The organism is Pseudomonas sp. 910_21, assembly GCF_052850735.1.
Genome location: NZ_VXCY01000006.1, coordinates 383,282 through 396,027, shown reverse-complemented (window position 1 = coordinate 396,027; position 12,746 = coordinate 383,282). Strand labels below are relative to the sequence as shown.

The 12,746-nt window shown below is 62.9% G+C and carries 10 protein-coding genes; 5 read left to right on the top strand and 5 right to left on the bottom strand.

All coding sequences use genetic code 11. The features are described 5' to 3' along the window. Positions 1-73 precede the first annotated feature (73 nt). Positions 74-433, bottom strand: coding sequence for a response regulator (locus tag FW796_RS20885; protein ID WP_346632811.1), 360 nt, complete (start codon positions 431-433; stop codon positions 74-76). Positions 434-687: 254 nt separating this feature from the next. Between FW796_RS20885 and FW796_RS20880 the strand changes: the two genes are divergently transcribed. The 5 genes from FW796_RS20880 to FW796_RS20860 all read left to right on the top strand — a co-directional run bounded on the left by FW796_RS20880 (position 688) and on the right by FW796_RS20860 (position 7,261). Then, a complete protein-coding gene (locus FW796_RS20880; RefSeq protein WP_346632812.1) occupies positions 688-4,182 on the top strand; it encodes a response regulator in 3,495 nt (1,164 codons plus the stop codon). Further along, complete coding sequence (locus FW796_RS20875; protein ID WP_011061533.1) at positions 4,182-4,997, top strand: CheR family methyltransferase; 816 nt, start codon at positions 4,182-4,184, stop codon at positions 4,995-4,997. Before FW796_RS20880 ends, FW796_RS20875 begins: the two co-directional genes overlap by 1 nt. Beyond that, on the top strand, positions 4,994-5,599 hold the full coding sequence (locus tag FW796_RS20870; RefSeq protein ID WP_404939723.1) for a chemotaxis protein CheB: 606 nt from the start codon (positions 4,994-4,996) through the stop codon (positions 5,597-5,599). The genes FW796_RS20875 and FW796_RS20870 overlap by 4 nt, the downstream gene beginning before the upstream one ends. Beyond that, positions 5,593-6,777, top strand: a complete 1,185-nt coding sequence (locus FW796_RS20865) for a hybrid sensor histidine kinase/response regulator (protein ID WP_346632814.1) — start codon at positions 5,593-5,595, stop codon at positions 6,775-6,777. The genes FW796_RS20870 and FW796_RS20865 overlap by 7 nt, the downstream gene beginning before the upstream one ends. A gap of 106 nt (positions 6,778-6,883) precedes the next feature. After that, positions 6,884-7,261, top strand: a complete 378-nt coding sequence (locus tag FW796_RS20860) for a response regulator (protein ID WP_011061530.1) — start codon at positions 6,884-6,886, stop codon at positions 7,259-7,261. A gap of 8 nt (positions 7,262-7,269) precedes the next feature. Here FW796_RS20860 and FW796_RS20855 read toward each other — a convergent pair whose 3' ends face one another. The 4 genes from FW796_RS20855 to FW796_RS20840 form a co-directional block, all read right to left on the bottom strand. Continuing rightward, positions 7,270-8,940, bottom strand: a complete 1,671-nt coding sequence (locus tag FW796_RS20855) for an ATP-binding protein (RefSeq protein WP_404939725.1) — start codon at positions 8,938-8,940, stop codon at positions 7,270-7,272. Beyond that, complete coding sequence (locus FW796_RS20850; RefSeq protein ID WP_346632816.1) at positions 8,937-10,439, bottom strand: ATPase domain-containing protein; 1,503 nt, start codon at positions 10,437-10,439, stop codon at positions 8,937-8,939. Before FW796_RS20850 ends, FW796_RS20855 begins: the two co-directional genes overlap by 4 nt. Positions 10,440-10,570: 131 nt before the next feature. Then, positions 10,571-11,626 (bottom strand): tetratricopeptide repeat protein, encoded by a 1,056-nt coding sequence (locus tag FW796_RS20845; protein ID WP_346632817.1) that lies wholly within the window; start codon positions 11,624-11,626, stop codon positions 10,571-10,573. A 74-nt stretch (positions 11,627-11,700) separates the two neighbouring features. Beyond that, on the bottom strand, positions 11,701-12,600 hold the full coding sequence (locus FW796_RS20840; protein ID WP_346632818.1) for a bestrophin family protein: 900 nt from the start codon (positions 12,598-12,600) through the stop codon (positions 11,701-11,703). Between the last annotated feature and the right edge of the window lie 146 nt (positions 12,601-12,746).

Here is a 12,746-nt window from a genome sequence, read left to right as displayed (position 1 = left end):
CTGGCAGGCAAGGGCAAAAAAAGGCCGCCATTAAACCACAGCGCGCAAGCGGCGGATCAGGCCGCCGCCGGGCTCAACCGAGGATGCTGCGTACCTTGTCCCGCAACTGGTCGATGGAGAACGGCTTGCCGATCACTGACATGCCGGCGGGCACGTCGATGGACTCGGCATAACCACTGGCAAACAGCACCGGCAGTTGCGGGCGCAGTTGCCGCGCACGCTCCGCCAGTTCACGGCCGTTCATGCCGGGCAGGCCGACATCGGTCATCAACAGGTCGATGGTCTGTCCCGGGTTTTCCAGCAGGCTCAGCGCGGCGTCACTGCCATCAGCCTCCAGGACGCTGAATTCGAGCTCTTCGAGAACATCGACAATCAGCATGCGCACGATGGCATCGTCTTCGACGACTAGGATGGTGGAGGCGCTGGCGGGCATAGGGTCTCTCTCAAGAAATGGATAGTACGGGGCGCTGCGACAGGCGGCCCTGTGCATCAGTAAGTGGCGCCTGGCCACAAGTTCCCGAAGCTGTACAGAAAAATGCTGTTGTACAAGCGCCGGCAAGAATAACCGCTTCCTTTGTCCCAGGGCAGGTCAAATCGCAGTTGTGAACCCATGGGTTATAAAAAATAGCTGCGATGGCCGAATGTGGGGCAAACTTCGTTTTTTTTACCAGCGCCTAGGTCCATCAAATGATCCGTCCGTCCTCGGTTGATGAACAGAGTTTTCGCAAGCTGCTGACCCGCAACATCAGCCTGCCCCTTGGTGTAGGCGTGCTCAGCGCCGTTTTTTTCGTGTCCCTGATCACCTACTTGCTCTCGGTCATCCAGTGGGTGCAGCACACTGACCGGGTGATCAACAATCTCAACGAGGCAGCGCGCCTGACCATCGACCTGGAAACCGGCATGCGCGGCTTCCTGATCACCGGCGATGAGCATTTCCTCGACCCTTATGAGGTGGCCAAGCCACGCATCCTCAGCGAGCTCAATGGTTTGCGCGATCTGGTCGCCGACAACCCGCAGCAGGTGGACCGCCTCAAGCGCCTGGAAGCCCTGCAGGTGGAGTGGAACAACTTCGCCCAGAGCATGATCGAGCTGCGCCGGCAGAACGGCGACTACCGGGGTGCGGTGCAGGCCGGGCGGGGCAAGCGCCTGACCGACGAGATCCGCAAGGAGTACGAGGATGCGGTGGTCATGGAGCAGCAGTTGCGCCTGGAGCGTAATGAAAGCGTCAGCCGCACCACGATTTTCAGCGTGGCCCTGTATCTGCTGTTCGTGGTGGGCATCAGCGCGTTGCTGGCCTATGTCGGGCGTCGGGATCTGCTGGCACTGTCCAAAAGCTACAGCGACAACCTCGAGGCCCAGGAAAAAAGCGCCCGGCGCCTGGAGCAGCAGGCCTGGCTGCGCAACGGCCAGACTGAACTGGCCGAACAGATGCTCGGCCAACTGACCCTGAACCTGCTGGGGCGCAATATCCTCCAGTTCTGCGCCCACTACCTGGGGACGCCGGTGGCGGCCTTGTATGTCCGCGAAGACCACGGCGGCCTCAAGCGTGTGGCCTCTTATGGTTTTTCCCGGGAGCAGGAACAGCAAGAACAGGCGCTGTACGGCGATGAGGGCCTGGTGGGCCAGGCCGCGCAGCACAAGCGCCTGATCCGCCTGGACGATGTGCCGGCGGATTACTTCAAGGTCAGCTCCGGCCTGGGCGAAGGCGCGCCTCGCAGTGTGCTGGTGGTGCCGACCCGCGATGACGACCGGGTCAATGGCGTGATCGAACTGGGCTTCCTGCGGGCCTTGAGCGACCGCGATGTGGAGTTGCTGGAACTGATTGCCGGCAATATCGGTACGTCCATCGAAGCCGCGCGCTATCGCCAGCGCCTCCAGGAAGTGCTGGCCGAAACCCAGCAACTCAACGAAGAGTTGCAGGTGCAGCAGGAAGAACTGAAAACCGCCAACGAAGAGTTGGAGGAGCAGTCGCGGATTCTCAAGGAGTCCCAGGTGCACCTGGAGGCACAGCAGGTCGAACTGGAGCAGACCAACGAACAGTTGGCCGAGCAGGCGCAGATCCTGGCCGAGCAGCGCGACGCCATGGACCGCAAGAACAACGAGCTGAACGAGGCGCAGACCCAGCTCGAAGAGCGTGCCGAAGAACTGCAGCGCTCGAGCAAGTACAAGTCCGAATTCCTCGCCAACATGTCCCACGAACTGCGCACGCCGCTCAACAGTTCGTTGATCCTGGCCAAGTTGCTGGCGGAAAACCCCCAGGAGAACCTCAGTGCCGAGCAGGTCAAGTTCGCCGAGTCGATCTACTCCGCCGGCAACGACCTGCTGAACCTGATCAACGACATCCTGGATATCTCCAAGGTCGAGGCGGGCAAGCTCGAAGTGCGCCCGGAAAATGCCAGCGTGCCGCGTCTGGTGGACGGCCTGCGCAGCCTGTTCCAGCCGTTGACCACGGACAAGGGCCTGGAATTCAAGGTGGAGCTGCAGCCGGGGGCGCCACAGAGGCTGTTCACGGATCGCCAACGGGTCGAACAGATACTCAAGAACCTGCTGTCCAACGCGGTCAAGTTCACCGAAAAGGGCCAGGTCAGCCTGACCGTTTCCGCTCAGCCGGGGGCCGGTATCGCCTTCGCCGTGCAGGATTCGGGGATTGGCATCGCCCAGGACCAGCAGGACAGCATTTTCGAAGCCTTCCGCCAGGCCGACGGCACCACCAACCGGCGTTATGGCGGTACCGGCCTGGGGCTGTCGATTTCCCGGGATCTGGCGACCTTGCTGGGAGGCTCCATCAGCGTCAGCAGCGAACCGGGACGGGGCAGCATTTTCACCCTGGTGCTACCGGAGCAGTACAGCGAAGCGGCCCAGCCAGTGCTGGCGCCAGTGCCGGCGGTGATGCCAGTGGCGGCACCCCCTGCGCCCAGTGCACCGCTGCCGGTGGCCGAGGTGCCAGGCGTTGAGATCCCGCGCTTCGCCGATGACCGGGACAAGGCCCCGTTCAGCAGCCGCTGCATCCTGGTGGTGGAAGATGAGGCTAACTTTGCGCATATCCTCTTCGATCTGGCCCACGAACTGGGTTACCACTGCCTGGTAGCCCATGGCGCCGACGAGGGTTACAGCCTGGCCGCCCAGTACATGCCGGACGCCATCCTGCTGGACATGCGCCTGCCCGATCATTCCGGCCTGACCGTGCTGCAGCGCCTCAAGGAAAATGCCCAGACCCGGCACATCCCGGTGCACGTGATCTCGGTGGAAGACCGGGTGGAAGCGGCCATGCATATGGGCGCCGTGGGCTACGCGGTCAAACCCACCACCCGCGAGGAACTCAAGGACGTCTTCGCCCGCCTGGAAGCCAAGCTGACGCAGAAGGTCAAGCGCGTGCTGCTGGTGGAGGACGATGACCTGCAACGCGACAGCATTGCCCGGCTGATCGGCGACGACGATATCGAGATCACGGCCGTGGGCCTGGCCCAGGATGCCCTGGACCTGCTGCGCGAGAATGTCTACGACTGCATGGTCATCGACCTCAAGTTGCCGGACATGCTGGGCAACGACCTGCTCAAGCGCATGTCCACCGAAGACATCTGCTCCTTCCCGCCGGTGATCGTCTATACCGGGCGCAACCTGACCCGGGATGAAGAGGCCGAGCTGCGCAAGTATTCCCGCTCGATCATCATCAAGGGCGCCCGCTCGCCGGAGCGCCTGCTGGATGAAGTGACGCTTTTTCTGCACAAAGTCGAATCCCAGTTGTCCCATGAGCGGCAGAAGATGCTCAAGACCGCCCGCAGCCGCGACAAGGTCTTCGAGGGGCGCAAGATCCTCCTGGTGGATGATGACGTGCGCAACATCTTTGCCCTGACCAGTGCCCTGGAACACAAGGGTGCGGTGGTGGTGATCGGCCGTAACGGCCATGAGGCCATCGCCAGACTCAATGAAGTCGAGGATATCGACCTGGTGCTGATGGACGTGATGATGCCGGAGATGGACGGTTTCGAAGCCACGGTGCAGATCCGCAAGGACCCGCGCTGGCGCAAGCTGCCCATCATCGCCGTAACCGCCAAGGCCATGAAGGATGACCAGGAGCGCTGCCTCCAGGCCGGCTCCAATGACTACCTGGCCAAGCCCATTGACCTCGACCGCCTGTTTTCGCTTATCCGCGTGTGGCTACCCAAGATGGAAAGAATTTAGTGGAGCGTAATACCGAGATCGAACTGCGTTTGCTGATCGAAGCTATTTACCTCAAATACAGCTACGACTTCCGCGACTACTCCGGTGCTTCGATCAAGCGTCGGGTCAACCATGCCTTGCGTCAGTTCGAGTGCAAGACCATTTCCGCGCTGCAGGAGCGGGTGCTGCACGACCCGACGGCGTTCATGCAGTTGCTGCAGTTCCTGACCATTCCGGTGAGCGAGATGTTTCGCGATCCGTCGCACTTCCTGGCGATCCGCCAGGAAGTGGTGCCGTTGCTCAAGACCTACCCGTCGATCAAGATCTGGATCGCCGGCTGCAGCACCGGGGAAGAGGTCTATTCCATGGCCATCCTGTTGCGCGAAGAGGGGCTGCTGGAGCGCACCATCATCTATGCCACGGACATCAACCCCAGCTCCCTGGAGAAGGCCAAACAAGGCATCTTCTCCCTGGAGAACGTGCGGGCCTACACCCACAACTACCAGCAGGCCGGCGGCCAGCGTTCCTTTGCCGACTACTACACTGCGGCCTACGACTACGCGATTTTCGACAAGAGCCTGCGGGAGAACGTGACCTTCGCCGATCACAGCCTGGCGACCGACAGCGTATTCTCAGAAACTCAATTAATTTCATGTCGTAACGTATTGATTTATTTCAATAAAAAATTGCAGGATCGAGCCTTCGGACTGTTCCACGAGTCGCTTTGCCATCGGGGCTTCCTGGTGCTGGGCAGTAAGGAGACCCTGGATTTTTCCGCCTATGGCAAACACTTCGAACCCTTGGTCAAACAAGAACGGATCTACCGCAAGACATGAATCAGCAGATTGCCGGGCACAACCTCTGGCCACGGGTCGAGGCCGTTGTGGTGGGCGCATCCGCCGGTGGCGTGGAGGCCCTGTTGAGTCTGTTCAGTGACTTTCCCCAGGACTTTCGCCTGCCGGTGATCGTGGTCCTGCACCTGCCGGACGAACGCCGCAGCCAGTTGGCGGAGGTCTTCGACAGGCGCCTGGCGCTGCCGGTGAAGGAGGCTGACGACAAGGAGCAGATCGTCCCTGGCACCTTGTATTTCGCTGCCCCCGGTTATCACTTGTCGGTGGAGCAGGACCGTAGCCTGTCCCTGAGCCAGGAGGAGCGGCTGCACCATTCTCGGCCCGCCATCGACTACCTGTTCGAATCCGCAGCCGATGCCTACGGCGAGAACCTGGCCGCAGTGCTCCTGACCGGTGCCAATCGGGACGGCGCCCAGGGGTTGGCGGAGGTCAAGCGCCAGGGCGGCCTGACCATTGTCCAGGACCCCCGTGAAGCCCATGTCGCGACCATGCCGGAAGCGGCCCTGGCCCTGCAGCAACCGGATTACATTCTCACCTTGCGCGGCATCAGCCGTCTGCTTGCCGAGCTGGAACGACCCCCATGTTAAGTACTATTCAAGCCAAGCTGCTGATCGTCGACGATCTGCCGGAGAACCTGCTGGCCCTGGAAGCGCTGATCAAGCGCGAGGACCGCATGGTGTACAAGGCACTGTCGGCCGATGAAGCCTTGTCGCTGCTGCTCCAGCATGAGTTCGCCATGGCCATCCTTGATGTACAGATGCCGGGCATGAACGGCTTCGAGCTGGCCGAGCTGATGCGCGGCACCGAGAAGACCAAGAACATCCCCATCGTTTTCGTCAGTGCCGCCGGGCGCGAGCTCAACTACGCCTTCAAGGGCTACGAGAGCGGGGCGGTGGACTTCCTGCACAAGCCCCTGGACATCCACGCGGTGAAGAGCAAGGTCAATGTGTTCGTTGACCTGTATCGCCAGAGCAAGGCCATGAAACAGCAGGTCGAGGCCCTGGAGCAGAGCCGGCGTGAGCAGGAGGCGTTGCTCAATAAGCTTCAGGCCACCCAGAACGAGCTGGAGCAAGCGGTGCGCATGCGCGATGACTTCATGTCCATCGTCGCCCATGAAGTGCGCACGCCGCTCAATGGCCTGATCCTGGAAACCCAACTGCGCAAGATGCACCTGGCCCGGGAGAACGCCGCGGCCTTCAGCCTGGACAAGATGCACGCCATGGTCGATCGCGACGAGCGCCAGATCAAAAGCCTGATCCGCCTGATCGAGGACATGCTGGACATCTCGCGGATTCGCACCGGCAAGCTGTCGATCCGCCCGTCACAGTTTGACCTGGCGCAACTGGTACGCGGGTTGGTGGAGAACTTCGCGCCCCAGGTGGAAGCCGCGCAATCATCCCTGAGCCTGGAGGTCGAGCAGCCGTTGCAAGGCCACTGGGATGAATTCCGCATCGAACAGGTGATTTCCAACCTGCTGACCAATGCCTTGCGCTACGGCGCCAAGAGCCCCATCGAAGTCCGGGTCTATGCCCAGGACGGCGAGGCGCGGGTCGAGGTGCGGGATCACGGGATCGGCATCAGCGAAGACAACCAGAAGCGGATTTTCCAGCAGTTCGAGCGGGTCAGCGCCAGTCACGTAGCAGCGGGCCTCGGGCTTGGGCTGTTCATTTCCGAGCAGATCGTCACTGCCCACGGCGGCACCATCAGTGTCGAAAGTCGCATTGGCGAAGGCGCATTGTTTCGCGTCAGCCTGCCCCTGGCCTGACTGTAGGAGCCGGTTTGCCGGCGAATCGCGAAAAGCGTCACGCAGACGCAACCTCTGCGTGACCCAATGGTCGTAACAGCAGAAATTGATCGAGCAAAGGTTTTCCATGAGTGAAGATGCACAAGACGTCGTACTGATCGTCGAAGATGAACCCGTCATCCTGATGCTGCTGGCCGACTACCTGTCGGGCCTGGGCTACCGGGTACTCCAGGCCGAAAATGGCGAGCAGGCGTTCGAGATCCTGGCCAGCAAGCCGCACCTGGATGTGATGATCACCGACTACCGGCTGCCTGGCGGCATTACCGGGGTGATGATCGCCGAACCGGCCGTAAAGCTGCGCCCGGACCTCAAGGTGATTTTCATCAGCGGCTACCCCAACGAAATCCTCGAATGCGGCAGCCCCATCACCCGCAAGGCACCGATCCTGGCCAAGCCCTTCGACCTCAACAGCCTGCAGGAGCAGATCCAGCAACTGCTGGCCTGAGCCGGGCCTCAGTCGCGGATCATCTCCCGCACCTTGGCCGTCAGCAGGTCGAAGGTGAAGGGCTTGGTGATCAGTTGCATGCCGGGCTCGAGGAAGCCGCCACGGGCGGCGGCGTGCTCGGCGTAGCCGGTGATGAACAGGACTTTCAATTGCGGGCGGATCTGCCGCCCGATTTCCGCCAGTTGCCGGCCGTTCATGCCCGGCAACCCCACATCGCTGATCAATAGATCGATGCGTTGCCCCGAATCGAGGATCGGCATGGCGCTACGGGCGTCGCCGGCTTCAACAAAGGCATAGCCCAGCTCGCCGAGTACCGCGCTGACCAGCACCCGTACCGCGGGATCATCCTCGACGATCAGCACCGTCTCGCCGTTCTGCGCGGTTTCCGACTGTTGCTCCAGCGGCTGTTCATCCTGCTCCGCACTGCCCCGAAAGCGCGGCAGGTACAGGCTGACCTCGGTGCCCCGGCCCAGGGTGCTGTTGAGGGACACGTGGCCGTGGGACTGCTTGCTGAAGCCATAGATCATCGACAGACCGAGCCCGGTGCCCTGGCCGATGGGCTTGGTGGTGAAGAAGGGGTCGAACACCCGATGGATGATGGCGTCGGGCATGCCGCAACCATTGTCGCTGACTCGCAGCTGCACGTAGTCGCCGGGTTCGAGGTTGTCGTGGGCCTGGGTGAAGTCCGGGCCCAGGTGCTGATTGAGGGTTTCCACCAGCAGCCGGCCGCCATTGGGCATGGCGTCCCGGGCGTTGAGGACCAGATTGAGCAGGGCACTTTCCAGCTGGTTGGGGTCGGCCTCGGCGACCCACAGTTGCGGGCACAGGTGCATGTCCAGCTGGATGCTTTCGCTGAGGCTGCGTTGCAGCAGTTCGCCCATGGACGTCACCAGGGCATTCATTTCCACTGGCTTGGAGTCCAGCGACTGGCGTCGCGAGAAGGCCAGCAGGCGATGGGTCAGGCCGGCGGCGCGATTGGCCGAGGTGACCCCCAGATCGATCAGTCGGTCCAGGTCCTCGGTGCGACCCCGGGCCAGGCGCCGGCGCAGCAGCTCCAGGCTGCCGATGATGCCGGTGAGCATGTTGTTGAAGTCATGGGCGATGCCCCCGGTGAGCTGGCCCACGGCTTCCATCTTTTGCGACTGGCGCAGGGCTTCCTCGTTGTGTCGCAGTTGCGCGGTGCGTTCTTGCACCTGCTGCTCCAGGGTTTCCAGGGTGCGTTGCAGGCGCAGCTCGCTCTGGCTCAGGTCGATCAACCGGTCCCGGGCTTCGTATTGCCGGCGTCGGCCACGCAGGGCGGCGCTCACCAGGCTGATCAGGGTGGCCGGATGGAAAGGGCGTTCAAGGAAGCTGACGTTGCCCAGGGGGGCGCTGAAGCGTGAGGCCGGATTCTGCTCCGGACCGCCGTGCTGGGTCAGCAGCACGATGGGCAGGTCGGACCAGGCCGGTTGCTGCTCCAGATGACGCAACAGGGGTTCCAGGTCGGCCCCGCGCAAAGCCTCGGCGGCGATGATCACCAGCCCGGCGCCGTGCTCCAGCTCTGCGCACAGGGCCGGCAGGTGAGGGCTGATCAGGCTGCTGAATCCCGCCTCGTTGAGCATCATCTGCGCCAGCTGGCTGTCACGGCCGTGGGGCGTGAGCACCAGGGCGCGCTCGGAAAATGCCAGGCCCTGGGTCATCGTCCCTCTTCCCGAAGCAGCGGTGTGCTTTCGCCCAGGTAGGTGGGCACGCCCCGCAGTACGCCCTGGAAGGCTTCCAGGGGTTCGCCGATGGTCAAGCCGCGCGCGCTAATGCGGTACTCACGGATGGTGGATTCGTGGCTGCCGGTGCGTTTCTTGATGATGGAGATGGCTCGGCGCACCTTGCCCAGGGCCTCGAAGTAGCGCAGCAGGACCACGGTGTCCGCCAGATAGGTGATGTCCACCGGGGCCTGCATGTCGCCCACCAGGCCATGCTGGGCCACGGTCATGAAGGTCGCGGCGCCCTGGCGATTGAGGTACAGCAGCAGCTCGTGCATGTGCAGCACCAGGGCATTTTCCTCGGGCATGGCCGCCTGGTAGCCGTTGATGCTGTCGATCACCACGGTCTTGATCCGTTGCTGGTCGACACAGCGCCGGACCCGGTAGGACAGCTCCCCCGGGGACAGTTCTGCAGCGTCCACTTGTTCGATCACCAGGTTGCCGGTGGCTTGCAGGGCCTCCAGGTCGATACCCATGTTGCGCATGCGTTCCAACAGCAGCCCCAGTTCTTCGTCGAAGATGAACAGCGCGGCCTTCTCGCCCCGGGCCACGGCGGCCGCGGCGAAGATCATCGAAATAAGCGACTTGCCGGTACCGGCGGGGCCGAGGATCAGGGTGCTGGAGCCGCTTTCGATGCCGCCTCCCAGGAGCGCGTCCATCTCCTTGATGCCGCAGGTCAAGGTCAGGCGCTCGTAGCGGCCTCGGTGTTCGGCAGCCACCAGCCTGGGGAATACATGGACGCCGTCGCCCATGATGGTGAAGTCATGAAAGCCGCCGCGGTACTTCTGGCCCCGGTATTTCACCACCCGGATGCGCCGGCGTTCGGCGCCGTAGCTGGGGGTCAGCTCCTCCAGACGAATCACCCCATGGGCCACGCTGTGCACGGTCTTGTCCAGGGATTCGGTGGTCAGGTCGTCCAGTAACAGCACGGTGGCGTCATAACGCACGAAGTAGTGCTTGATCGCCAGGATCTGCCGCCGGTAGCGCAGGGAGCTCTGGGCCAGCAGGCGGATTTCCGAGAGGCTGTCGAGCACCACCCGCGTCGGCTTGAAGCGTTCCACCACTTCGAAGATCTGCCGGGTGGCTTCCCCCAGCTCCAGGTCCGAGGAATACAGCAGGCTTTGCTGGTGCTCGGCATTGAGCAGGCTTTCCGGCGGGGTCAGCTCGAAGATGTGGATGTTGTCGTCGAGCGTCCAGCCATGGGAGGTTGCGCCCTGACGCAGTTCGCGCTCGGTTTCCGAGAGCGTGATGTACAGGCAGCGCTCGCCGGCCAGGGCGCCGGCACGCAGGAAATGCAAGGCCACGGTGGTCTTGCCGGTTCCGGGTTCACCTTCCAGCAGGAACACATGGCTGCGTGACAATCCTCCGGAGAGGATGTTGTCCAGGCCTTCGATTCCGGTGGCGGCTTTTTCGTTGAGCAACGCAGTTGAGGTCGACAAACAATGCCCTCGCACAATGGGTCCAGGTAGCCGGCGATGGCGCGAACGCCTTGATATCGCAGCTTATTGTCTTGACCGTTCGGTGCGGGCGCGGTTCAACCTTTTGTCGCCAGGGGGATGGGGTGGGGGCCTTACAGGCCCTGCTGCAATGCCGGATCGTCGGGGTTCTGCTGTTCCAGCTGGGCCAGCAACACCTGGACGTTCTGCAACTGGCCGCTCTCTTTCCAGTAGTTGATCAGGAGCACCCGCGCCTTGCGGTTGTAGGGCTGGCGCTGGACGATTTCCTCCAGCTGCTTCTGCGCCGCTTCCTGCTCCTGTTCGCTGTGCAGGGTGGTGGCCAGGTCGTAGCGGTAGGCGGCGTTGTTGGGTTCCAGCTCCACGGCCCGGGACAGGCCGAGCAGGGCGAATTCGCCCTGGCCGTGGTGCAGCAGCCAGAGCCCCAGGGCATGTTGCAGGTAGGCGGAGTCTTGCTGGGCCTGCAGTTGCTTGGCCAGTAACTGGCGGGCGGCGTCGCTCTGGCCTTGCTTGTCCAGCACTTCGATCTGCAGCACCACCGCTTGCAGGTTGTCCGGTGCCAGGCGCAGGGCCTGCTCCAGGGTCTGCTGGGCCTTGCTCAGGTCGGCGTTGTGCAGGTACAGGCGGGCCAGCTGGTACTGGGCCTCGACGTCGTCACCCCGGGTCTTGAGCACCTGGGTGTATTCGTCGATCACCTGTTGCAGCGGGCCGAAGTACAGCCCCTGGTCATCCGGGCTCAGGCCCAGCAGGGCATCTACCGCGGCAAAGCGCACGCTTTGCTCGTGATCGTCGAGCAAGGGACCGAGCAGCAGGCTGCGCTGGCCACTGGGAACCAGGCCCAGCACGCTCTTGATCGCCGCTTTGCGCACCTCGGCCGAGGGGTGATAGAGGTCGGCATCCGCCAGCTTCAGGGCCTGGGGGCTGGGGTAGTTGGGCAACACTGCCAGCAGGCGGGTGCGCCGCTGATCATTGAGGTCGGGGCGCGCCAGTTGCTGGTACAGCACCCGTGCCGCGCCCGGCTGGCCGTTGCGGGCCTTCTCCAGGGCCTGGCCGTAGCCATGCTTGATCGCCTCCGGAACCGCTGGCGGGCTGCTGCGCAGAAAGGTCCAGGCCAGGGCCAGGGCGATAACGAGCAACAGGCTGATCAGCAGGTAGCGACGGGGCAGGGGCATGCAGGAATCCGGAAGCTGGCGACTTTTGGAAGGCGCAAGCTTCGGTCAGGAACCGGCCCGAGTCAAACCCGGGATCAGGTCAGTACGTATTCCTGGGGTTCCAGTGGCGGCGGCAGGTCCCGTTGCCCCAGCGCTGCCAGGACTTCACGCTCCAGGCCGCGCAACAGAGCGTTGCAGGGCAGATCGTTGTCGTCGTAGCCAAAGGGGTCTTCGAGGTCATTGCCGATCTCGTCGAGGCCCAGGAAGGTGTAGCTGACGATGGCGGTGAAGATCGGCGTCAGCCAGCCCAGGGGCTCGGCCATGGCAAACGGCAGGAGGATGCAGAACAGGTAGATGGTGCGGTGCAGCAGCAAGGTGTAGGGGAAGGGCAGCGGGGTGTTCTGGATGCGTTCGCAGGCGGCCTGGACCAGGCTCAGGCTGACCAGGCGGGTTTCCATCTGGGTGTAGCGCCACTCACTGACCAGCCCCTGTTGCGCCCACTGCGAGCAGCGGTGGCCGATGCGTTGCAGCTGGGCATCGGTGAGGTTGGGGTGTTGTGGGTCGATGTCGGCCTGGGCCCAAGGTTGCAGGGCGCAGGCTTCGTCCTCGTGGCGCAGGCGGGCAATCAGGCTGTGGGCGAAGCCGCAGAGATCGCGCAGCAGGCCCTCGCGTTCGGGGTGCGGGTCGATGATCAGGCTTTCGCGGATCAGCGAGCGGACCTCGATGATCAACTGCCCCAATTGTTTGCGGCCTTCCCACCAGCGGTCGTAGCAGGCGTTGTTGCGAAAGCTCATGAAGATCGACAGCGACAGGCCCAGCAGGGTGAAGGGCGTGGCGTTGACCTTGGAGAAATAGGTCGGTTGCAGGGTTTCCACCAGCACGATGACCGACGCCAGCAGGGTGATCAGCACGCAGCGCAAGGCAATGCGCTTGGCGATCGAGCCCTTGAGGGCAAAGAGGATGCTGATCAGGTTGGGCTTGGGGCGGACAATCATGTGCAAGCAGGCCAGGGCGATTACGCGGCGAGTGAAGATTAGGAGCGCGCCGGCGGGCTGTCCAATCGCAATGGCCAACCGCATGATCGACGCCCTCTATCATCGCGTCACCTTGTAGGAGCCGGCTGCCGGCGAATAGGGCCTTG

Coding starts and splice junctions, on each gene's coding strand:
- FW796_RS20885 (WP_346632811.1), bottom strand. CDS start 433: ATGCCCGCCAGCGCCTCCACCATCCTAGTCGTCGAAGACGATGCCATC.
- FW796_RS20880 (WP_346632812.1), top strand. CDS start 688: ATGATCCGTCCGTCCTCGGTTGATGAACAGAGTTTTCGCAAGCTGCTG.
- FW796_RS20870 (WP_404939723.1), top strand. CDS start 4,994: ATGAATCAGCAGATTGCCGGGCACAACCTCTGGCCACGGGTCGAGGCC.
- FW796_RS20865 (WP_346632814.1), top strand. CDS start 5,593: ATGTTAAGTACTATTCAAGCCAAGCTGCTGATCGTCGACGATCTGCCG.
- FW796_RS20860 (WP_011061530.1), top strand. CDS start 6,884: ATGAGTGAAGATGCACAAGACGTCGTACTGATCGTCGAAGATGAACCC.
- FW796_RS20855 (WP_404939725.1), bottom strand. CDS start 8,940: ATGACCCAGGGCCTGGCATTTTCCGAGCGCGCCCTGGTGCTCACGCCC.
- FW796_RS20845 (WP_346632817.1), bottom strand. CDS start 11,626: ATGCCCCTGCCCCGTCGCTACCTGCTGATCAGCCTGTTGCTCGTTATC.
- FW796_RS20840 (WP_346632818.1), bottom strand. CDS start 12,600: ATGATTGTCCGCCCCAAGCCCAACCTGATCAGCATCCTCTTTGCCCTC.